Raw genomic sequence first — 23,211 nt, forward strand, 5'->3', positions numbered from 1 at the left:
CATACACCGATTTCCTTTATTCGTCAATAAAGCCGCTGCAAAGCAGGCGGGTTTTCCGCATTTGCCTTGCAGCGGCTTCCCGCTTCAAAAAAGTAAGGCTTACTTCTTCTGCACGTACTTCAGGCAGTCCAGCATAACGGCAACCAGAATGATGATGCCGGAGAACACGAACTGCAGATTGGTGTCGATACCCAGAGTGGTCAGGGAGTAGGTCAGGGCGGTGAAGATAAACACGCCCACTACCACGCCGGAGATCTTACCAATGCCGCCGGTGAAGGAAATGCCGCCCACCACGCAGGCCGCGATGGCGTCCATCTCCCAGCCCTGGCCATAAGCGGCGGAACCGGAGCCGAACATACGCAGGCACTCCAGCCAGGAGCCGAAGCCATACAGGACACCGGCCATGACGAAGGCGCCCACAGTGACCCAGAACACGGAGATACCGGAGACGGAAGCCGCTTCGGGGTTGCCGCCCACGGCGTACAGGTTCTTACCAAAGGTGGTCTTGTTCCAGATGAACCAAACAACGACTACCGCCGCCACAGCCCACAGGATGATGGTGGGGAAATTGTTGATCCGGGGGATAATCATGTTGGGAATGGTAGAGTCGATAGCACCGAAGGAGACGCCCTTGGTGGAGTAGGTCACCAGACCGAAGATCACCAGCATGTTGGCCATGGTGGAGATGAAGGGATGCATCTTGAACTTGGCGGTGAAGAAGCCGGCGATGGTGGTGAAGATGGTGCACAGCACGATGCACACCACCAAAGCCAGGAATACCCGTCCGATGACCGGCACGCCAGTAAAGTCAAAGACATGGCCGAACACGGAGCCGGTATTGATACCCTGGTGCATGATAATGGTGGCCGCCGTCATGCCCATGCCCACCATACGTCCGATGGACAGGTCGGTACCGGCCAGCAGGATCAAGCCTGCCACGCCCAGAGCCAGGAACATTCTGGGGGAAGCCTGCTGCAGGATGTTCAGCACGTTGTTCACCGTCAGCAGCGGCATGCCCTTCACGACGGGGGTGATGATACAAAGGGCGATGAAGATGATGATGATGGCGATGTACAGGCCGTTCTTCAGCAGGAAGTCCCGGCGGTTGAAGGTGTACTTGTAGTTCTCCCACTTCTGGGCCATAGACTCACCGAAGGTGAACTTGGACATCCGCAGCAGGTCGATGAGGTGGTACTTGTGATCAAATGCGGCGTGACGCCGGTCCTTCACGTCCTGCAGATCCTTGGCCCGCTTCATCTTGGCGTCAAACAGACGGTTCTTGTGGACGTACTTCTCGTCCTTGATCTCATGCTGATCGCTCAGCTTGGACACCGTCTCCTGATGCTCCTTGGTGAGCTGCTCCACCGACGCGCGGTAGTTCTGCTCGGCAAGGACCTTCTCTTCCCTGCAGCTGGCCGCCACCGCCTGATAATAGTCGGTGTCGTAGTGTGCCTTCAGATAGCTCTCAGCGTCGGAAATCAGCTTGGCAACCTCGTCCTTGTTCTTGGACTCCACCGCCTTGGCCTTTTCCAGCTCTTTTCTGAGTTCAACAATCCGGGCCTCTTTCTCCTGCTGGGTGTAAATGCGGTCCCGCTTCAGGCCGTCAATGGCGCTCTGGATCTCGATGACCTTGTCGGTACCGTCCATCCGCAGCGCATTGATCTTGGCCTGGATGGCACCGACATATTCATCGATGGGCTGGAGAAGCTTCGCTTCCTGCTCAGCCGTAAGAATTTTCGTATTATCTGCTACCATAAGCGTTTTCTCCTACTACAGGTATTTTGCGCTAAGCCGCAAAAGCTCTTCCTGATTGGTCTCTTTGGTGTTCACGATGCCGGAGAGATGTCCGTTGGACATGACGCCGATGCGGTTGGTGATACCCAGAATCTCAGGCATCTCGGAGGAGACGACGATGATCGTCTTACCCTGCTTTGCCATCTGAATGATCAGCTCATAGATCTCATACTTGGCGCCCACGTCGATGCCGCGGGTGGGTTCGTCCATCATGAAGACCTGAGGCTCACGCTCCAGCCACTTGCCGAAGATGACCTTCTGCTGGTTGCCACCGGAAAGGCTGGTGATCATATCGTCTGGGCCCATGCACTTGGTGTGCATGATCTTGATCTCCTTGTTGGTGGCCTTTACCATCTTGGGCGTGGAAAGGGCCGGACCAGCCTTGTACTGTCCCAGATTGGCGATGGTGGTATTAAAGGTCAGGTCACACTTGAGGAACAGGCCGTTGGCCTTGCGCTCCTCGGTGATCATGGCAAAACCGTGCTCGATGGCTTCCTTGGCGTTGGAGAAGTTCATCAATCGGTTTTTGAAATAGACACGGCCCGCCGCTCTGGTACGTACGCCGAAGATCGTCTCCAGCAATTCGGTACGGCCGGCGCCCACCAGGCCGTACAGGCCGAAGATCTCACCCTCTTTTACGTCGAAGGTAATGTCCTGCAGGTGAGGCGCATATTTGGTGGAAAGGTGCTGAACAGACAGAATAGGCTCCCCGGGGGTATTGTCTACCGGAGGGAACCGACTCTCCAGAGAACGGCCAACCATGGCGGTGATCAGCTCGTTCATGTTGGTCTCCTTGGAGGGCTTGGTCATCACCAGATTGCCGTCCCGAAGCACCGATATCTCGTCGCAGATCTCAAAGATCTCGTCCATCTTATGAGAGATGTAAATGAGCGCGATGCCTTGCTCTTTCAGCATCCGCATCATTTCAAAGAGCTTATCCACTTCCTGCACCGTCAGAGAGGAAGTGGGCTCGTCCAGAACGATTACCTGAGAATTGTAGGAAATCGCTTTGGCGATCTCACACATCTGCCGTTGGGAAACGGACATATTCCGCATGGGCTGGGTCAGGTTCACCGTCATGCCCAGCTTGCGGAACAGTTCCGAAGCTTTCTTCTTCATCCTGCCTTCGTCAACAACGCCCACGGAATTGGTGGGAAAGCGACCCAGGAACAGGTTGTCGATCACGTTGCGCTCCAGGCACTGGTTCAGCTCCTGGTGCACCATGGCGATTCCGTTTTCCAGGGCATCCTTGGGCCCGGAAAAGCTGATCTCCTTGCCGTTTAAGTAGATCTTCCCCTCGTCCTTCTGGTAAGTGCCGAACAGGCACTTCATCATCGTCGACTTACCGGCACCATTTTCGCCCATCAGCCCCATGACCGTGCCCCGCTTCACATCCAGATTGATGTGGTCCAGCACCCGGTTCCGGCCAAAGGACTTGCTCATGCCGCGGATTGACAGGACAATATCATTTTTCGCGTCTGCCATTCTCGTTACTCCCGTTAATGCATATTAGCAGTTTCAGCGAAAATCTGATTCTGCCGGATTTTTCATTATAAATGCTATTAGGGAGAATTCCTTCTCCCGATCAGAGAATTCCTCCTCCTCAACGGAGAATTCCTTCTCCCTAATAGCATACCGTTATTTCTCAGCAGGCCTCACAGAGGCCTCGCTCCATTACTGGCTCAGGATGCCGGTGTAGGAAGCGGCGTTGTCGGTCTTCACCATGTTGATGGCGAAAGCGTCATAGGCGCTGGGGTTGCCCAGGCGGTTGGTGATGTTGGACTCGGTCTGGCCGTCGCCGCCGATGTACTCAACATTCAGGTTCAGCAGATCGTCGTACTTCTGCAGCAGGGGCTGATAAGTAGCGCTCAGGAAGTTATCAGCGGCGTTGTAGATGTTCAGCCACACGTTCTTGGTGGGATGCTCAGCAGCGTCCAGCTGGTTGGAAACAGGAGCGTAGGGAACGGTGGAGTCCAGGAACTCCTCGTAGTTCTCAGCGGTGACAGCCACGTTCAGAGCGTAGTAGGAACGAGTCTCGGCATCATAGTAGAACACGTCGTCGCCCAGCACGTTGCCAGCCTCGTCCTCGGTGCCGATGCCGGTGTCGATGTCCACGCCGTCCAGAGCGTTGCGCAGCACACGCAGGGTCAGGTAAGCCTGCACGTCGGCGTGCTGGCTGATGGTGCCGCCGTAGCCGTTGGCGATAGCAGCAACAGCGTCGGAGTTGGCGTCATAGCCGAAGGTGGGAACGCCGTTGGCCTGAGACCAGGCGTTGAACATGGCCATGCCCATGCCGTCGTTGTTGGAGGCCACGATGTCGATCTGATCACCGAAGGAGGAAGCCCAGGTGCCGATGGCGTTGCCGGCGGTGGCAGCGTCCCAGGTGGCGCCGGCGGAGTTCTTCATCTCCTGAGAGGCCAGCTCACGGACGGTGTAGGTCTTGCCGTTGATCTCCAGGGTGCCGTCCTGCACGTAGGTGGACTTGCCGTCCAGGTTGGTGCCCACGGGAGTGCTGTCGATGGCGCCGTCCTTCTCAACGGCGGTGTTCAGAGCAGCGCGGACGCCGCGGGTACGGGCGATGGAGTCGTTGTGGCCGATGTCGCCGATGGCCAGAACGTAGCCGATGACGCCGTCGCCGTTGCGGTCGATCTCATCAATGTGAGCGGTGATGTAGTCCAGGATCATGGTGCCCTGCAGCTCGGCGCCCTGGTTGGCGTCGAAGCCTACATAGTAGGTGTCATCGTTGAAGGACAGGGCGTTCATGTCCAGCTCACCAGTGGTGCTGTTGGAGGGCTGACGGTTGAACCACACCAGGGGCTTATCCTTGTTGGCAACCTCAGTGGTCTCATTGCCGGCAGCAGCGCTCTGCTGAGCGTTGGGGTCAGTGCTCTCCTGAGTGCCCTGGGTGCCGCTGGAGCATGCGGCCAGCCCGAACACCATCGCGGCGGACAGAGCTAATGCAAGTGCCTTCTTCTTCATAGCGGTTCTCCTTTTTCCTTAGATTTTGAGCCGGGCTTTTATCGTATCCCGCCTCACACAGCCTCATTGTAAAAGAAAGCAACTGGAAAAACAAGGTGAAAATTCACCGAAAGAAGGGCAATTTTTTATTAACTAGAACAATTCATCAAAAAATGCCCCCTATTTTCTGTACAATCTGCTCAATCCGGGCGTTGTTCAAAAGCAAACAGGGCCTTTTGACTGTCCATGGTAAACAGGTTGCTCCGGTCCACGATCTGGGTGGAAGTGTCCACTGTCCGCTCCATTCCATCGTTCTGACCGGCCAGCAGCTTATAGGCGCTCTCCACGCCCAGATACCCCATGGCATAGGGGTTCTGCACCACCAGAGCGTCCACGGATCCCTCCTGCAGGCCGTCCACGGTGATGACATTGGAGTCAAATCCCACGAGGAACACGCTCTCCGAGCGGCCCAGGTCCTCCACGGCATACGCCGCTCCCACGCTGGTGGGTTCGTTGAACGCCAGCAGCACATTGATCTCAGGGTTGTCCTTCAGAAGTGAAATGGTATCCTCCCTGGCATGCTCCGCTTCCGCCAGCGTGTTCACCACGGCTACCACCTCGGCTCGGCCGCTGGCAGCAAAGGTATCTACCGCCCCATGCTCCCGCTCCTGACCGTTGGCGCTGCTGATGTCATAGTTGACCAGCCCCACCTTCAGCTGGCCCTCCACCCGATCCAGGGCGGCCTGAGCGGCCATCTGACCGGCGGCATAGTTATTCGTACCGATGTAGGTGCTTACCAGATTGGAGGCCACGCTGCTGTCGATGGCTACGATCTTCACACCCTCCCGAGCGGCGGTATCGATGGCGGCGGCATTGTTTTCGTAGTCAATGGCGGAGAACACAATGGCTTCCGCCCCTCCTTCCACCGCCTCTGCGATCATCTGGTTCTGGGTCTCGTAGTCCTCCTCCGTCTCCGGTCCGATGATGGTAAGCTCCATGTTATATTCCGTAGCTGCTGCCTCCGCTCCGGCAAAGACAGAAAGCCAGAACTCCGTCTCGGTGGACTTGGCCACCAGTGTCACGGCATACCGCTCGGAGGAGGTGGCATTTCCCGTGCAGCCGCACAGCAGGAAGCAGAGCAGCGCCGCCCAAATCGCGGCACGCTTATTTCGCCTCATAATCTCCCTCCTGTATCTTGGGCATCCGGATCTCCACGCAGGTGCCCACATCCGGCTCACTGGTGATGTGCAGGCCGTAATTTCTGCCGAAATAGATCTTGAGTCGGTCGTTGACGTTTTTGATGCCGATACCCGTGCGGTCTGTGGGGCCGTGCTGCATAATGGTGCGGATCTGCTCGTCGCTCATACCCACACCATTATCCTGCACATAGAACACGATGTCGCCCCCGTCCTGACATACCTTAACATCAATCCGCCCCTCCTCCACCAACAAATCCAGGCCGTGGTTGATGGCGTTTTCAATGATGGGCTGCAGGGTGATCTTGTTGCAGTAATAGCTCAGGCACTCCGGGTCCACATCAAATTCATAGGTAAATTGATTTTTATAGCGGTACTTCTGGATCTGCAGATAGCTTTCCGCGTGCTCGATCTCCTTGGCGATGGGGATCAGCTCATGGCCCTTGCTGATGCTGATGCGGAACAGCCGGGCCAGAGCATGGACCATTTTTACTGCGTCGGCATTGCGTCCCTGCTCACACATCCAGGCAATGGAATCCAGGGTGTTGTACAAAAAATGGGGATTGATCTGAGCCTGGAGGGCCTTCAGCTCAGTCTTGCGCAGGTTGACCTCCTCCTCCCGTACGGTTGACATGAGCCGCTGGATACGCAGCACCATATGGCCAAAGGAGTTGGACAGCTCCTGCACCTCCCGTGTACCCCCTACCGGCCAGTAGGTAAAGTGATCGGCATCAGTCTCAAAGCTCTCCATAGCGGAGGCCAGGCCCCGCAGCGGACGGCCCAGCAGCCGGGACAGCAGCCAGCTAGTCAGCATAGCCGCCACCAGCACCACCACCGCCAGCACCATGGACAGGCGGATCATTTCACTGACATTGCGGTTGACCAGCTCGTCCACATAGCTGACACCCACTACCCGCCAGTCGCTGTCCGCCACGCTGGTGATGCTGTAAATCACCGTGTCGTCATCGTAGGCCCCGTCTTCCAGAGCGGCCAGCTCCGCAGTGTGCTCCGACCGCAAGCCAGCATACAGCAGCTGCTGCTGGGGGTGATAAACAATGTTGCCTTCCCGGTCCATCAGAAAGCAGTAGCCCCGCTGGCCAATGCTTACATTATTAATATAACTGGAGATGCTGGAAAAGCTCAGGTCCAGGGACACCCAGGCCGCCTCTCCCCCCTCCTCCAGCGGCGCCGTCATGGTGACCACCCAGGGGTAATAGCGCTCAAAAATGCTCTCCACATGGGGAGCCGTCATGTAAGGCCCATCTGCTGCCCGGGCTTTCTCCAAATTAAAGGAGAGATTCTGAAAGATCGTCTCCCGGGGCTCTCTGCCAAGCGACCAGCAGTCCAGCAGCTCTCCCTCGGCAGAGTAGCTGGTAACAGCCACCACGTCTGGGCGGAAATTCAGGAAGGCGGCCAGCAGGCTGTCCCGGTTATCCGCACTCTCCGACATGGATTGCTCCACCAGTTCCATGGCCTGCTCCATATCCCGCAGGTAATTCCCCACCGTATTGGAAACCTGGGAGACGGATTGGGCGGTGGTGGTGCGCGCACTCTGCACCATAGCGATGCGGTATCGATTCAGAAACAGGGCAATGCAGCAGCACAGGATGATGGACACAACACCAACCACCATAGCCACTAAAATGGTTGTGATGCGCAGGCCGGTCCGGGATACGCCGCCCTTCAAGAGACCTCACCCGCCTTCTCCTGATCCAGCCTGCGGCGCATGGCGTTGGGAGATTCGCCGCAGTATTTTTTAAAGCAATAGCTGAAATAGTGCTGGTCGGTATAGCCGCACCGCTGGGAGATCTCCTGGACTCTCAGCGAAGAGGATGACAACAGTTCCCGGGCCGCCTCCATTCGTTTGCGGATCAGAATATTGATAAAGGTTTCTCCGGTATATTTCTTGATGCAGGCGCTGAGATGATTGGGGCTGACGTCCAGCATCCCGCTGAGAGACACAAGAGAGAGATCTGCGTCCATGTAATGCTGATCCAGCGCATCCAGGGCCCGTTTGCACAGCAGGCTTCCTCCCTTTACAGCCGGAGCAAGGTCGCTGATGAACTGGGCGCCGCCTTCCGTCTTGTCACCCTGGCGCAGTGCCTCCATGGCCTGCCGGTAGGCTTCGTGCAGCCCGCTCAGCTTGCGCACCTCCCGGCTGACGCCGATGCGGCACCGCCTGCCCAAAACACGGGAAGCCATCTGCGGGATCTCGTCGGCCAGGATGTGCAGGTATTCCTGGAAATCGGACGGGTTTCCCAACAGCACCGAAATGACCTTTCCCGAGGCAAAAAAGCTGGAGCCCCGCAGATACTTTGCCGCCAGGCGGTCCACCGACGCCACGAAAGACGGCGCGGTACAGTTTCCGCCATCCTCATCCAGCAGGATAGAGACCATGACTGTGTAGCACGGCCTATCCTCCAGGTCCCGCAGAAGCCCGCACTGCCGGGCATAGGCCTCCGCCTGAGGATCCCCTTCCGGATCGGCGTAATCGTCCAGCACCAGCGGCATCAGCATGGCTGCCCGCAGGTCTGGACCGGCCATTTTGGGCGCCGCCTGCCGGAACATGGCAAACTGGGCGTCGATTTTGTTTCGGATGGTCTGCAGCTCCGCCCCCAAACCTTCCATGGTAAGCGGCTTGAGCATATAGCTGATGATGTTGTACTGGATCGCCTGTTTGGCGTATTCAAAATCATCATAGCCGCTCAAAAAGGCGATATTGGTAGCCGGTCGCACCTCTCGTACCTGCCGGGCCAGCTCAATGCCGGAAATAAAGGGCATACGAATATCCGTCAGCAGCAGATCCGGCTCGTGCTGTTCTACCAGCTGAAGGGCATCCAGGCCATTGCTGGCACTCCCCACCAGGCAAAACCCATAATCCTCCCAGGGAATCATCGTGCATACCGCTTCCCGGAGCTCGTCCTCGTCATCAGCGACAACTACTGTGTACAGTGTCTTTACAGCCATTGCGGCACCGTCCTTTCTCCGCCGAAAACAGGCCTCCGGCGGGGCAGAGCATTTCGCTCGTTCGGTATTTTCATTATACCAGAACAGAGCCCGCCCCTCAAATATTTCTTGTCTCCCTCTTTTGCTGTGAAATCAAGTGTACATTGACGAGGCTCAACCCGGAAGGTAAAGTAATTTACATATTCTTTCCGAACAGTCACCGCACCGTCCCGCGCCCCGGCATATCCGCCGTCATACTTGACACACTAATACTGCACATACCACACGAGCTTTGTGATTAAAAGGAGGACACATCATGATAACAGCTGATCAAATGCATGCCTTCCAGCAGTATCTGCTGGAGGAAGAGCGAAGTTGTGCAACGATGGAAAAATACCTGCGGGACATCAGGCAGTTCTCTGCATGGGCGGACCACAGGCCTATCTCCAAAGGCACCGTCGCCCAGTGGAAGGAGCATCTGCTGGCTCAATGCTATTCCCCCTCCACCATCAATGCCAAGCTGACAGCTTTGGACCGTTTCCTGTCTTTCTCCGGTCTGGAGTCATGCCGTGTCAAGCATCTGCGGGTCCAGCGTCAGCTTTTCCGGGAGGACAGGCGTGAACTGAGCAAGCAGGAATATCACCGGCTCCTGGACGCCGCAGCAGCAGCGGGGAAAGAGCGGCTGGTCCTTTTGATGGAAACGATATGCGCCACTGGAATCCGTGTATCCGAGCTGCGCTATATCACCGTTCAGGCCGTACAGAACGGTAAAGCTCAGATCGCCCTCAAGGGAAAGATCCGTACCATTTTGCTGCCCGGTAAGCTGTGTCGGAAGCTGAGCAAATACGCCGGAAAAAATAAGATCGCCTCCGATGAGATCTTTCTCACCAGAGGCGGTAAGCCGCTTTCCAGAAAACAGATATGGGCGGAAATGAAGGCGCTGTGCAGAGCCGCCGGTGTGGATGACAGTAAGGTGTTCCCTCACAATCTCCGTCACCTGTTTGCCAGAGTCTTTTACCAGATTTGCCACGATGTAGTGAAGCTGGCCGACACCCTGGGACACTCGTCCATTGAGACAACCCGCATCTACCTGATCTCTACCGGCACAGAGCACATACGTACCCTGGAGCAGCTTCGGCTGGTATCGTAGGACAGAATCTATATTCCGTCTCACTTATCTGCCGAAAATTATCAATTACATAGCCCGTTATCTTTTATAATTGTAACATTTTGTATTTGGTAAATCAATCCTTTTGTGTTTTACGTATAGCAATGCTGACCGCCATACCGGGTTGTTTGACGGCCCGTTTTGTCGTGCTGTTTTTACAAAATTATACTGATTAAATAAGGAAAAGCTGATATTTTATTCCTGTTTTTATTGCTGAATAAGAGACGTTTTCCTGTACCCCAATTGGCTTCCGGACGGAATATAGATTCTGCCTATACAGGGAGGTGGATATGCGGGAAACACTATTCGACTATTGCGCACGGACAGAGAATCAGTACTTACTCGAACAGTGGGATACGGTCCGTAACGGAACGCTCACTCCCCACCTCATAAGCTACGGAAGCAAGCGCAGAGTGTGGTGGCATTGCAAGGCTGGACACGCCTGGGAGGCCACCGTCACCGCCCGCACTTCCAGCGGCTCCGGCTGTCCCTATTGCGCCGGGACAAGGCCTATTTCTGGAAAGACCGATCTGAAGACACTTTACCCTTACCTGGCTGCACAATGGCATCCGCAAAAAAACCGCCCGTTGTCACCTGACGCCGTACAGCCTGGCAGTCACCGCAAAGTATGGTGGGTCTGCCCAAAGGGACACGAGTGGCAGGCACAGATCAAATCACGCGTAAGAGGATGCGGCTGCCCCATCTGCGCCGGAAAGCAGGTCACTCCGGGCGTAAACGATCTTCGTACGCTCTTTCCGGCTCTGGCTCAGCAGTGGCATCCTACGCGAAACGGGGCGCTGAGGCCGGATGACGTTCCAGCGGGAAGCCATCGGAGAGTCTGGTGGATCTGCGGCAAAGGTCATGTGTGGCAGGCGCAGGTCGCCTCCCGCACCGCAGGCAGCAGCTGTCCCGTCTGTTCGGGAAAACAGGTCGTGCCCGGAGAGAATGATCTTGAATCACTCTTTCCTGAAATCGCACGGCAGTGGCACCCAGTTAAAAACGGCAGCTTGACTGCCCGGCAGGTCTCTCCCCGTTCCAATCGGAAGGTGTGGTGGACTTGTGAGCTGGGGCACGATTACCAGGCTGTGATCGCGGCACGAACTGCACGGGGCTGCGGCTGCCCCTACTGTTCCGGCCACCGGGTCCTTCCCGGCTTCAACGACCTGGCTACGCTGGAACCGGAACTGGCAAAGCAATGGCATCCTACACTCAATGACGGCTGGACTCCTGAAATGGTAACCGTCAGTTCCCACCGCAAAGTGTGGTGGGAATGTTCCGCCGGCCATGTATGGAAGTCTGTCGTCTACTCCCGCACAGGGCCAAAACGGTGCGGTTGTCCCATCTGCGCCAGGAAAACCAAAGCCCATCCGCATCGGCTATCTACTGCTCTGCCCGAAAGAAACCTCTAGCTATCTTATGTAAGGAACTTCTCAAAAAAGCACATCAAAACCGGAGGTCAACACTATGAGCAAATCTCACATACGAATACGAATCTTGAGTGTCCTGCTGACCTTTGCGATGCTCTTCTCGCTGCTTCCGGCCAATGTATTGGCTGCTGATGGCGAGACGGACAATGAAATCATACTGGATATCGCCAACGGGTCCGTCATACTCGAAAATGGCACATATACCCAGGGCAGCAATGAAGCACAAGAACTTTCCGGCAAATTGGTCATCACTGGCAGTTCCGATGCCAACACGATCATTGTAAACCCCGGAGCAGACAACACCGCCACGTTCACCATCCGTGATCTGACCCTTTCCACTGCCAGCGGGGCCAGCCTGATCGACGTTCAGAGCGGTGAAGCGGCACTTACCTTGGAGGGCGAAAACACCCTGACCGGCGGCGGCACCGGCTTTTTGTCCGGCGCACTAATCCGTGTGTCCGGCGAACAGGCCCTTACCATCGATGGAGACGGAGCGTTGAACCTGCTCAACGGTGCCGAAAATACGGCGGCCCACGGCGCGGCCATAGGCGGCAGCGCCGCCGAGGACGGCGGTACCATTTGTATTGCCGGGGGTACCATTAACATCCAGCAATACGGCCCCGCTGCCGGTATTGGCGGCGGCGGACCTATTGAAAAGGGATCTGCTACTGGCGATAGCGGAGACATTACGATTACTGGCGGCAGTATTACCGTCTCCGTTACTGCCGCTAACAATTATGGTGGCGGATGCGGTATTGGCCCGGGCATGAATTATTATACTACCCCTTCCAACAGCGCAGACGGTATTCTCAATAGCATTACCATTTCCGGTGGTACCGTAAATGTCACTACGGCCAGCATCAAAAGCGGAAGCTCATCGTATTATTCCGGCCCCGCCATCGGCACCGGACGAGTCGGCGCATCGGGTGACCAAGAAAGCAAGATCCATATCACCGGTACCGCAAATGTAACCGTCTCAGCCGATGTTTCCGCAGCAATTGGGGCAGCCGCAACTCCCGTCACTTCTTCCACTATTGGCGGCGGCGGCGTCATACATATCGACGGAGACGCAACCGTGAATGCACACACTGTATATGTAGAGGGGCTGGGAAATATTTACGCCGGAGCAGCCATCGGCCAAGGCTTCAACTGTTTTGTGGACTGGGATATTACCGTTGACGGCAATGCTTCTGTGCAGGCACACGGCGATGTAACGGGTGCAGGCATTGGCGGAAGTATGTCCTACTCCGACGCTGTCAAGCTAAACATTCATATTGGCGGTTCTGCTGTTGTTGTTGCGTCTGGCAGCGACTATGCTGCTGGTATCGGCGCCGGCTATTCGCTGTATACTCCTGCCTCCCGGACTACTATTTCGATCGGCGATCAAGCACAGGTTACTGCGTCCGGCGGATATTATGGTGCAGGAATTGGTACAGGCAACGGCGCCTATTCCCCTGATTCCGGCGACATCACCATCTCTGGCAGTGCTTCCATAATCGCTATCGGCGGGCCTGAAGCCTCTGCTATCGGCGCAGGTTCTGAGGGTAAGGTCGCCGGTACCACCACCATCACGGAAGGCACCACCATCATAGCCTACGCCGACGGAGACAAATTTGCCATCGACATGGATACTACCGGCAGCGGAGCAGTCAACGTCACTGACACCGTGCTCAACGGCCGCTTTGCCGAAGACGAGGATCCACCCACCGACGCAGACGATGATCCCAGCCCCATCAACCTCCTCAAAGACGGCAATTCCGATGCCGACCTCACCCTGCCGGACGACTACCGCTCCTTCGCGGTGACAGCCAGCGATGGGTCCGGCACCATCCGGGTCCAGGATGGCGAAAGTCTCAACCGCTACGCCTATTACACGGATACCGACGGCAATAAACAGATCAACTATCCGGTGTATGAGAACACCGATGGCAGCGGTGGATACCTGATGCTGACCAAGGATGATCTGCGGTGGATGCCTACTGTGGAGTTGAAACCGGCGGACATCACCATCTATATGGGTGGCAGCGGCTACGACGGCGTAGTGGATGAAAACGGCGACATTCAGGAATCCATGGAAAACGGACTGCCCAACGCGGGCTTCTATGTCACCCTGCCAGAAGACCTGAGCAGCGAGCTAAAAGCCGCACTGGGTGTCGATGAAGATGATGCGTTGGATCTATCTCCCTACCTGACCTTCCGCAGCGGCACTAAGACCTGGACGCTGGAACCTTACGACGGCAAGGCAACCAGCACTGTGACAGGCGCCGACGGCATCCAGCGGTACATTTACCGTCTGGTGGCAGGCATTGGTCAGGACGCGGTGCGGATGCAGTTCACCGACGCGGAGGGCAGCGTCCACGTCAGCGACAGCTTTAAACTTACCGACGCCCTGTACAGCGAATACGACATGTCCATCTACCCGGGCGCGGTAGACCAGACTACTGTTTACGCCGAAATCAATACAGCAAAAGTAACAGAGGATGGCGGCGACCCGAGCAAGATCTCCTATACCACCTATGCCGCCTCCGCCGCCTCCGGCACGCTGACTATCCGGGGCGTGACCCAGGAGGGTGGTACCACGGAAGTAAAGCCAGAAGTCACGGAAGCGGTGGAGGAGATCACCGCCGTCCTGCCGACGGACACCACCTACACCATTAACGACAGCGGCGTCCAGGTGGTAAGCGGCACACCCTCCCTGCTGGTGGACAGCATCGTTCATTCCGAGGAGAGCGACCAGCTCCTGACGGAAAAGGCTCTGTCTACGCTCCATCTCGAGGCCTCGGACAACCTCCGGTATGATTTCCGCTACTTGGATCTTGTTGACGCCTCCAACGGCAATACCTGGATCAAGGCAGACAACGACGTCACCGTTTATTGGCCCTATCCGACCGGAACCAGCCAGAGCACTACCTTCTATTTGGTGCATTTCGATGGGCTGGATCGCGAAATGACTGTAGCCGACATCGCGGACCGGATCGACGCATGTAATGCCGTTGAGGTGGAAGTGACCAACACAGGGTATGGGATCTCCTTCACCACCAGCAGCTTCTCCCCCTTCGTCCTGATCTGGACTGCCAGCTCCGGCGGCGGTGGCGGCGGCGGCACCACCTACTACACCCTGACCTATGAGTCCAACGGCGGCACTACTTATGAAAAGGAGCGCTATGCCAGCGGCACCACCGTGCAGCTCACCAAGTCCCCCGTCCGGGAGGGCTACACCTTCACCGGCTGGTACGCCGACAAGGAACTCACTGACGCCATTTCCAGCATCAAGATGACCTCCAACAAGACGGTGTACGCCGGTTGGGAAGCCACCGACACCCCGGGCTGGCTCAACGGCGACGACCACTTCGCCTATGTCATCGGCTATGACGATGGCACAGTCCGTCCTCTGGACAACATCACCCGCTCTGAGGTTGCGGCCATCTTCTTCCGTCTGCTCCGGGACGAGGTGCGGGAGGAGTACCTGACCGAGTCCAACACCTTCGCTGATGTCACCGACGGAATGTGGCACAACACCGCCATCTCCACCCTGGCCGCCATGGGCATCCTGGAGGGCCGGTCCGAGACCTGCTTCGACCCCAACGCCCCCATCACCCGGGCTGAATTCGCCGCCATCTGTGCCCGCTTCAGCACAGAGGACAATGTCAGCGGCACCAGCTTTACCGACATCAAGGGCCACTGGGCAGAGAAAGAGATCCAGGAGGCCGCCTCTCTGGGCTGGATCCTGGGCCGTGATGATGGCACCTTCGGTCCTGACCTACCCATCACCCGTGCTGAGGCCATGACCATGATCAACCGGGTCCTGTGCCGCCTGCCGGAGACTGAGGACGACCTGCTGGATGATATGATCGTCTGGCCCGACAACCAGCCTGACACCTGGTACTACCTGGCCGTCCAGGAGGCCACCAACAGCCACGACTTCCAGCGGAAGGACGACGTACACGAGCGCTGGACAGCGCTGCGTCAGTCCATCGACTGGACCCAGTATCAATAAGCCTTTAATAAAAGCAAAAAAGGAGGGCCGCGACATCGCGGCCCTCCTTTTTTATGTTTTTACTGCCAGATCTCCGTGTTTCCGTCCTTCACATAGGTGTGAGTGACCGAAGCCTCCAGGATCTCCCAATAGGCCCAATAGCCAGCAGATACATCGGAGAAGGGCATCGCCACATCCCGCTCACCGGCCTGGCGGCCCAGAGCCTGGTTCACCAGCTTTACCGCCTCTGCCCGGCTGATGCTGCGCTCAGGCTGGAAGGTTCCGTCGGGATATCCCGACACCCAACCCTGACCGGCGGCAAAGGAAATTACATCCGCCGCCCAGTGATTGGCAGGCACATCGGGGAAGCTGACCGTGCCGGAGGCCTCCGGGAAAAAGGCTGCCAGCAGCTTCACCAGCTCCGCCCGGCTCACCGGCTGCTCCGGCCGGAAGGTTCCGTCGGAATAGCCGTTCACCAGACCATATTTCTCAGCAAAGGCCACATAGGGGGCGTACCAGGCATTGGCTGAAACGTCAGAAAAGCTGATGTTCCCCATCTCCCCAGTGTAAAGCTTATTCCCATTACTATCCACTGCCAGCCGGGCCAGCATGGCTACCGCCTCTGCCCGGCTCAAAGTGGCCTCAGGCAAAAACCGCTCGTTCACGCCTTCCATATAGGCGGTATGGTTTACGGTATCCAGCGCAACAGTTACCGCCGGCTCCGGGGTGGCACTGGGCGTGGGCACGGGGGTAGCCGTGGGCTGGGGAGTGGCTGTGACTACAGGCGTAGGGGTCGGGGTAGGCGTCGGCTGGGCCTCACCGTAGGCCCGCCGATACAGTTCGTTCAGGCCGTTGTCCCCCACCAGGAACTGATAGCGGAAATGGACCTCTCCTGTCACCTGAGGAATCTTTTGGTTCAGGGCCAGCTGCTGTTCAATAGCAGTGGTGCCGTACCAGGCGCTGTTGGGATCGGTATTTCCGGCCTGGTAGTCCGCCATCCCTATGTAAAGGGAAACTCCTGTACCCTTTACCACATCTGCCCACCAGCGGACAATGGTCTCATAGTCCATGGTTTTATGGCCGATATACCAGTAAACCTGGGGGCAGATATAGTCGATCCACTCCTCCTTCACCCACTTCCGGCTGTCGGCATAGGCCGCATAGTAGCTCTCATAGCCGCCGGTGGTGTTGGAACCCTCAGGCAGGCTGCTTTTGTCCGCCCATACGCCGGAGGGGCTGATGCCATAGGACAGGTCGGGGTCAATGGCGTGGAGCCGCTCACCCAACTCCTTCACCAGCTGGTTCACGTTGTCCCGACGCCAGTCTCCGATGTCAGAGAAGCCGCTGCCGTACTGGGCGTAGGCGGCAGCATCGTCAAAGCCGCTGCCGGGATAAAAGTAGTCATCCAGATGGATGCCGTCGATGTCGTAATTCCGGGCCAGTTCTTCGGCGCCCTGGATGATGTACTCCCGCACCTCCGGCAGGCCGGGGTTGAAGTAGAAGTTGTTCTCATACTGCACCACCCAGTCGGGGTGGACCTTGGCGGGATGGTCGGCGGTGAGGGCATCAAACTCGCTCTGGCCACCCTTGGTGATGCGGAAGGGGTTGATCCAGGCGTGGAGTTCCAGACCCAGCTTGTGGGCCTCCTCCACCCAGTAGGCCAGAGGATCAAAACCGTTCTTAGGGGCGGTACCCTGGGTACCGGTGAGGTACTTGCTCCAGGGATAGTAGCTGGAGGGATAGAGGGCGTCGGCGGAGGGCCGCACCTGAAGGATCACGGCGGTCATGCCCATATCCGCGCAGTTTTTCAGGATCTTGTCGGCGTCCGCCTTCAGCACCTCCGGGTCTGTGGTGGCCTGGCTGGGATAGTCCAGGCGGTACACCGTGGACACCCACACGGCCCGGAAGTCCTTCTTCTCCCAGGTGGAGGCGGCGGAAGCGCCCGGCTGGGAACAGCTGCCCGGGCCCACCAGAACCAGGGCGCTTACCAGGATCAGGGCCAATATTGGTTTCCAATGCTTTGTCATGGGTTCGCTCCTTTGCGTGGTCGTTACTGTTTTGCGATCTGTTCGGCCAGGTCATTGAGATAGACCCAGCGCTCCATTTTCTCCTCCAGGGCGGCCTCCAGCTCCTCCTGTTTGGACTGGAGCTCCTGAAGGGCGGCGTAGTCGGTGGCTTTTTCCGTCTGCTCCGCCTGGACTTGCTTAATTTGCTCCTCCAGAGCGGCAATATCGGCGTCGATGGTCTCAAACTCCCGCTGCTCCTTGTAGGTGAACTTCACCTTCCGGGGCGGGGCGGCGGGGCGCTCCTTCCCCTTGTCCGGGGCGGGCTCCTTGGGAGCCTTGGGCTTCTCCTCCTGCCGGCGGGCCTCCAGATACTCGGTGTAGCCGCCGGGATAGCCCCGTACCTGCCCGTCCGGCTCTACGGCGAACACCCGGCGCACCACCCGATCCAGGAAATACCGGTCGTGGGACACGGTGATGACCGCGCCGGGGAAGGAGTCCAGATAATCCTCCAGGATGGCCAGAGTCTGGATGTCCAGGTCATTGGTGGGCTCATCCAGCAGCAACACGTTGGGGGCGGCAGCCAGCACAGACAGCAGGAACAGCCGCCGCTTCTCTCCGCCCGACAGTTTTCGGATGGGACTCCACTGCATCTCCGCCGGGAAGAGGAACTGCTCCAGCAGCTGGGTAGCAGTAAGCATGCCCTCCGCTGTCTCGATGCGGTTGCCGATCTCCTTCACATAGTCAATGACCCGGGTGTCCCCGTCCATGTCCGGCACCTCCTGACAGAAGTAGCCGATGCGGACGGTCTCCCCCACCTCGATCTCTCCGGCGTCCGGGGTCAGCTTCCCCGCCAGCAGGTTCAGCAAGGTGGACTTACCGCTGCCGTTTGCCCCTACGATGCCGATGCGGTCGTTCCGCAGCAGCATGCAGTCAAAGCCCCGGATCACCGTCCGGTCCCCGAAGGACTTGGTCACACCCCGCAATTCCACCGTCTTCTTCCCTAGACGGCTGGACCGGGCGGAAAGTTCCAGGGAACTTTTTTCCGCTGGGCCGGTCTGGGCCTTCAGCTCCTCATACCGCTCCAGCCGCTCCCGGCTCTTGGTGCCCCGGGCGGTGGGGCCCTGCATCACCCACTGATACTCCCGGCGGAGGATGGCCTGACGCTTGCGCTCACTGGCTTTTTCGCTCTCCAGCCGGGCCGCCTTCCGCTCCAGATACTTGTCATAGTTGCCCTCATAGGTGTACAGCTTCCCGTCCTCCACCTCCACCATGGAGGTGACGATGCGCTCCAGAAAGTACCGGTCGTGGGTCACCATCACCAGGGCGCCCTTCCAGGCCTTCAGTTCCCCCTCCAGCCAGTTCACCATGTCGTTGTCCAGGTGGTTGGTGGGCTCGTCCAGGATCAACACATCGCTGGGCCGGGCCAGCACCGCCGCCAGAGCCACCCGGCGGCGCTCTCCGCCGGACAGCTCCCCTACCTTTTGGTCGAAACGGGGCACTCCCAGCTTGTTAAGGATGGTCTTGGCCTCATACTCCGCCAAAACCTTGTCGTCGTCGCTCAGCCCAGCCAGCACCTGCTCCAGCACCGTCCGTTCCCCGGGAAATACTGGGTTCTGGGGCAGATATTCCAGACGCACATTGGGGTCGGGCCGGACAGTACCCTCGTCGGGCTCCTCCACTCCGGCCAGCAGCCGGAGCAGAGTGGACTTCCCGGTGCCGTTGACCCCGATCACACCCACCTTGTCCCCGCGATCCACATAAAAGGACACCCCGTCCAGCAAAACGCGGGTCCCGTATATCTTTGTCAGTTTTTCTCCAGAGAGCAGCATAGCAGTTCCTCGCTTTTTCAATATCTGTTTCAGTATAGCGGAAATGGGCGAAAAAGAAAAGGGGCTTCTCCCCTTGACAGGTAACCGTATTACTCATATAATACAGTTAGAAAGTGTATTAGTCGAGTAGTACAGTTAAGGAGGTGAGGGCCTTGGTCGACTTTTCCGCCTTTGTGGCAGAGGACGGTCTGCCCATCTATTTGCAGATCATCCGCCACGTCAAGCGGGCCATCGCCGCCGGGACGGTGCAGGCCGGAGACGAGCTGCCCTCCCGCCGGGTGCTCTCCGCCCAGCTGGGGGTGAACCCCAACACAGTGCAGAAGGCCTACAAGCTGCTGGAGGACGAAGGGATCATCTCCTCCCGCTCGGGCGCCAAAAGTGAGATCGCACTCTCCCCGGAACTGGTAGAGCAGATCCGCAGGCAGCTGTTGGAACAGGAGGCCGGGCTGCTGGTACGCGCCCTGCGGCAGGCGGGGCTGGAAAAGGAGGCCGCTCTGGCCCTGCTGGAGCGGCTGTGGGATGAAAGCTGTGAGGAGGAAGGGCTATGAAACGCTGGTTATCTGTACTGACCCCCGCCGCCCGGCTGTCGCTGTGGAAGGTGCTGCTGCTCTCCGCGCTGGCTGCCGGAGTGCAGGTTCTTCTGTTCCTCACCGTGCCCCTGGATACGCAGTACGACCCCGACAGCGTCTCCCTTTCCCTGGAGGGAGTGGTACATCAGGGGAACCTCTCCCCGGCCTTTTCTGTAGGATTTGTTCTGGTGTGCGCCGTGCTGGTGCTGCCCGGCATAGAACGGGGCGCCAAAACCAGCTACGCCCTCCGGCGGCTGTCCGTAGACGAGCGGGTGGTCGTCCTGCTGTGGGGCGGCATGAACGCCCTGCTGCTGCTCATCTTCTGGGGCATTCAGGCGGCAGCGGCGCTGGCGCTGAGTCAGTATTATCTCCAGATCATGCCGACGGAGTATGTCAACCAGCAGACCCTTCTGATGGCCTTTTCCCGCTCCCCCTACCTCCACGCCCTGCTCCCCATGTGGGACTGGGGACTGACTATCCGCAACCTGCTGGGCTGCGCCGTCCTGGGCCTGTCCACCGCCGCCCTTCCCTTCCACTGGCGGCATGGACGGAAGGCGTGGGTCACCTTCCCCCTGGCCATCCTGGCCGGATTTGCCTTCCCCTGCGGCATGGACGGGTCGACTATCTACTTTATCCAGCTGTTCGTTCTGGGTGTGACCGGGGTTCTGGCGGTATTCGGTGTCTGGAGGTGGCATGAAGATGAGGAATAAATGGGAATCTCTCTCCCGGCTGTTTCCGATGGGCTGGCCCTGGCAGAACGAGATTATCCTGACTGCCGCCGCCCTGGGTCTGTCCACCCTCACCGCTATGGGACTGTTTATGTCCCGGTTCACGCCGGCGCTGGATGACCTCTATCAGCGCGCTTACGGTCAGGAGCCGGTGCTGATCCCGGGCAGGCTGGTGCCGCCCTATCCTCAGGTGCTGGGCAACGCCCTGCTGGGCTTTGGTCTGGTGGCGCTGTGCCTCATTCTGCTGCCCATCGGCCACTTTCTGTGGCACCGGTGGGGAGCCCGCAGCGACTATCTGATGCGCCGCCTGCCCCGGCGGCAGGAGCTGGCCAAGCGATGCATCACCGGCTCCGCCCTGCTGCTGGTCATCACCGCCCTGACGGGTCTGGTGATGTTCGGGCTGCTCTTTCTTTGGTATCAGGCCGCCACGCCGGCGGGGCATCTGCCCCCGGACGTGTGGGCCAGGACAGGAGGTTAAGGCTATGCTGGAACTGAAGGATGTGAAAAAGAGCTATCTCAAAGGCTCCAAGGCTCTGGACGGGGTGGATCTGTCCATTGGCCCGGGCGAGATCGTGGGGCTGTTCGGAGAAAACGGCGCGGGCAAGACCACACTGATGAAGTGCATCCTGGGCCTGCTGCGGTATCAGGGGGAGATCACCCTGGACGGCGATCCCATTACACCCAAAAACATCGCCCGGCTCTCCTTCGCCACCTGTGAGCACTCCTACTTCCCCGCCCTCACCGCCGGGGCCCACCGGGACTTTTATCAGGAGCACTTTCCGAACTTCCGGACAAAGCGGTTCTCCGCCCTGATGGACTTCTTCCAGCTGCCCCGCAACAAAACCATCCGCAGCTTCTCCACCGGGCAGAAGAACCAGTTTGAGGTCATCCTGGCCCTGAGCCAGGGGGCGGACTATATCCTGATGGACGAACCCTTTGCGGGCAACGACATCTTCAACCGGGAGGACTTTTACAAGGTTCTGCTGGGTATTCTGGAGCCGGAGGAGACCATTCTGCTGTCCACCCACCTGCTGGAGGAGGTGCAGCACTTCATCGGCCGGGCGGTGCTTATCCACCAGGGCAAGGTGGCGGGCGACATTACCACCCTGGAGCTGGAGGAGCAGGGCCGGGGGCTGATGGATTTTGTGAAGGAGACCTACCAATACAAGGCCGACCGGGTGAGCCGTGCCCTGGGCGAGCTGACAGACAGGGAGTGAGGATATGAAGCTGAGCCGATGGCTGATCTTGCTGCTGGCCCTGCTGGCTGCCGGGCTGCTGATTGGAGCCGGGCTGGCCATTCCGAACACCGGCAGTCAGGTAACGATCGAACAGGAAGTGCTGGCAGGCGACCCGGAGGCCGCCGACGGCGTGGAGCTGACCCTCCCCCTGTCCTGCGGTGAACAGCTCTTCTGGGTCACCACCTTCCCCGCCGACCGGCCGGAGGAGGCGGAGACCGCCTTTTCCACCACGCTGTCCCGGCGTTCTTATGAGGCGCCTCAGGAGAACATCCCCATATTTGTGGAGATCGACAGCTATTTCAGGGGTTACAACTCCGCCTGGGAAGTGCTGGAGGAGCAGGCATGGGAGTCCACCCCGCCGGGAGAGAGGTGCACCTACAACTTTGTCCTTACCGACTACTTCGACGCCTGGCCGCTGAATGTCCGTCCCAGCGCCAGCTACGACCTGAAAGACGAGCGACTGTCGGAACTGTTCCAGTCTTATTTCTCCATTCCCATCCCGGAAGGCACACGGATCAAAATCACCGTGGAGCGAAGTGCCGACGGAAACAGCGGTTCCTATTCTTATGAGGCAAATCTCCCTCTCATGGAAAGCTATGCCGCGGCCCAGGGCGAGCGGGCAGTCTTCGCGCTGTCCAACAGCTATACCGCCAGCGACGGGCCTGGTACCGACCGGCTTGTTACGCTGGACGACAGCCAGATCCCCGGCGGCTGGGGGATCTACCGCTACACTCCCAATGAGGCCCGCACTGACGGCACCATCGAGACCCTCTGGTCTCTGCCGGAGGAAAGTGTCGTTGTGGATTTCTGGGGCATAGAGGACGGCAGGGAATTCTTCCTGCTCACCCAAGAGGAGGGCCAGCTGCGGCTGCGGATTTTTGACGAGGAGGTACGCCTCGTCCAGACTCTGGATCTGTTTTCCTTCTCTGAGGTGGAAAACTATATGCAGGTCTACAAAGGGGACGGCTTCTTTGTCCCCATCGCATACGGTCCCAGGGGCGAAAGCTACTGTTACCGCTTCGCGGTGGTGGCCCGGCAGCCGGAGGGCTGGAGCCTGGCATTCACCGGGGACAACTGGGAGGCCACCCAGCTGGGGTACGGAAGCTTCAGCTGGACACACGATTCCAGGCACAGTCTCGACATGATCTTTGACGGTCAGCGGCTGGTCATCCGGGACTCCGAAACCTATGACAGCAATCCTTTCTACCTGGCGATTTACTCCAAGGACGGGCTGGAATATCTGGCCGACTACTACAACTCGGCCTCCCAGGGAGGCAACACACTCTCCGCTTCCTTCTCTCTCTCCTCCGTCCAGACCTCCTGGATCGAGCCGCATTTGGTGCGCTGGGCGGAAACTTTCTCTTGACAAAACCAGG

General features: G+C 58.3%; 16 protein-coding genes. 8 read left to right on the top strand and 8 right to left on the bottom strand.

Going from position 1 to position 23,211, the window contains the following annotated elements; all coding sequences use genetic code 11:
* Nucleotides 1–99 precede the first annotated feature (99 nt).
* The 6 genes from ACTNB1_RS06540 to ACTNB1_RS06565 form a co-directional block, all read right to left on the bottom strand.
* The gene (locus tag ACTNB1_RS06540; RefSeq protein ID WP_441168451.1) at nucleotides 100–1,755 is read right to left on the bottom strand and encodes an ABC transporter permease subunit; all 1,656 of its coding nucleotides are present in this window, start codon (nucleotides 1,753–1,755) and stop codon (nucleotides 100–102) included.
* Between the two features lie 15 nt (nucleotides 1,756–1,770).
* Nucleotides 1,771–3,279, bottom strand: a complete 1,509-nt coding sequence (locus ACTNB1_RS06545) for a sugar ABC transporter ATP-binding protein (RefSeq protein ID WP_441168452.1) — start codon at nucleotides 3,277–3,279, stop codon at nucleotides 1,771–1,773.
* A 189-nt stretch (nucleotides 3,280–3,468) separates the two neighbouring features.
* The gene (locus tag ACTNB1_RS06550; RefSeq protein WP_441168453.1) at nucleotides 3,469–4,773 is read right to left on the bottom strand and encodes a substrate-binding domain-containing protein; all 1,305 of its coding nucleotides are present in this window, start codon (nucleotides 4,771–4,773) and stop codon (nucleotides 3,469–3,471) included.
* Between the two features lie 179 nt (nucleotides 4,774–4,952).
* The gene (locus ACTNB1_RS06555) at nucleotides 4,953–5,930 is read right to left on the bottom strand and encodes a substrate-binding domain-containing protein (RefSeq protein ID WP_441168454.1); all 978 of its coding nucleotides are present in this window, start codon (nucleotides 5,928–5,930) and stop codon (nucleotides 4,953–4,955) included.
* Nucleotides 5,917–7,635 carry a sensor histidine kinase gene (locus ACTNB1_RS06560; protein ID WP_441168455.1) on the bottom strand — a complete coding sequence of 573 codons (1,719 nt, stop codon included), beginning with the start codon at nucleotides 7,633–7,635 and terminating at the stop codon, nucleotides 5,917–5,919. The genes ACTNB1_RS06555 and ACTNB1_RS06560 overlap by 14 nt, the downstream gene beginning before the upstream one ends.
* Entirely contained in the window at nucleotides 7,632–8,915 is a 1,284-nt protein-coding gene (locus tag ACTNB1_RS06565) for a response regulator (protein WP_441168456.1), read from the bottom strand. The genes ACTNB1_RS06560 and ACTNB1_RS06565 overlap by 4 nt, the downstream gene beginning before the upstream one ends.
* 295 nt (nucleotides 8,916–9,210) lie before the next feature.
* Between ACTNB1_RS06565 and ACTNB1_RS06570 the strand changes: the two genes are divergently transcribed.
* The 3 genes from ACTNB1_RS06570 (at nucleotide 9,211) to ACTNB1_RS06580 (ending at nucleotide 15,486) form a co-directional block, all read left to right on the top strand.
* Nucleotides 9,211–10,044, top strand: a complete 834-nt coding sequence (locus ACTNB1_RS06570) for a tyrosine-type recombinase/integrase (protein WP_441168457.1) — start codon at nucleotides 9,211–9,213, stop codon at nucleotides 10,042–10,044.
* A gap of 308 nt (nucleotides 10,045–10,352) precedes the next feature.
* A complete protein-coding gene (locus ACTNB1_RS06575) occupies nucleotides 10,353–11,471 on the top strand; it encodes a zinc-ribbon domain-containing protein (protein ID WP_441168458.1) in 1,119 nt (372 codons plus the stop codon).
* Between the two features lie 55 nt (nucleotides 11,472–11,526).
* Complete coding sequence (locus ACTNB1_RS06580; RefSeq protein WP_441168459.1) at nucleotides 11,527–15,486, top strand: S-layer homology domain-containing protein; 3,960 nt, start codon at nucleotides 11,527–11,529, stop codon at nucleotides 15,484–15,486.
* A 59-nt stretch (nucleotides 15,487–15,545) separates the two neighbouring features.
* Here ACTNB1_RS06580 and ACTNB1_RS06585 read toward each other — a convergent pair whose 3' ends face one another.
* Both ACTNB1_RS06585 and ACTNB1_RS06590 read right to left on the bottom strand, forming a co-directional pair.
* Entirely contained in the window at nucleotides 15,546–17,492 is a 1,947-nt protein-coding gene (locus ACTNB1_RS06585) for a family 10 glycosylhydrolase (protein WP_441168460.1), read from the bottom strand.
* Nucleotides 17,493–17,515: 23 nt separating this feature from the next.
* A complete protein-coding gene (locus tag ACTNB1_RS06590; RefSeq protein WP_441168461.1) occupies nucleotides 17,516–19,300 on the bottom strand; it encodes an ABC-F family ATP-binding cassette domain-containing protein in 1,785 nt (594 codons plus the stop codon).
* Nucleotides 19,301–19,452: 152 nt separating this feature from the next.
* Between ACTNB1_RS06590 and ACTNB1_RS06595 the strand changes: the two genes are divergently transcribed.
* The 5 genes from ACTNB1_RS06595 to ACTNB1_RS06615 are packed head-to-tail and all read left to right on the top strand — an operon-like array spanning nucleotide 19,453 to nucleotide 23,201.
* Entirely contained in the window at nucleotides 19,453–19,848 is a 396-nt protein-coding gene (locus ACTNB1_RS06595) for a GntR family transcriptional regulator (RefSeq protein ID WP_441168462.1), read from the top strand.
* Nucleotides 19,845–20,579 (top strand): hypothetical protein, encoded by a 735-nt coding sequence (locus tag ACTNB1_RS06600; protein WP_441168463.1) that lies wholly within the window; start codon nucleotides 19,845–19,847, stop codon nucleotides 20,577–20,579. The genes ACTNB1_RS06595 and ACTNB1_RS06600 overlap by 4 nt, the downstream gene beginning before the upstream one ends.
* Complete coding sequence (locus ACTNB1_RS06605; RefSeq protein ID WP_441168464.1) at nucleotides 20,569–21,075, top strand: hypothetical protein; 507 nt, start codon at nucleotides 20,569–20,571, stop codon at nucleotides 21,073–21,075. The genes ACTNB1_RS06600 and ACTNB1_RS06605 overlap by 11 nt, the downstream gene beginning before the upstream one ends.
* Nucleotides 21,076–21,079: 4 nt before the next feature.
* Entirely contained in the window at nucleotides 21,080–21,814 is a 735-nt protein-coding gene (locus ACTNB1_RS06610) for an ATP-binding cassette domain-containing protein (RefSeq protein WP_441168465.1), read from the top strand.
* Between the two features lie 4 nt (nucleotides 21,815–21,818).
* Nucleotides 21,819–23,201 carry a hypothetical protein gene (locus ACTNB1_RS06615; protein ID WP_441168466.1) on the top strand — a complete coding sequence of 461 codons (1,383 nt, stop codon included), beginning with the start codon at nucleotides 21,819–21,821 and terminating at the stop codon, nucleotides 23,199–23,201.
* Nucleotides 23,202–23,211: the final 10 nt, after the last annotated feature.

The organism is Flavonifractor sp. HCP28S3_F3 (assembly GCF_052065355.1).
In the GTDB taxonomy this organism is placed as follows: Bacteria; Bacillota; Clostridia; order Oscillospirales; family Oscillospiraceae; genus Flavonifractor.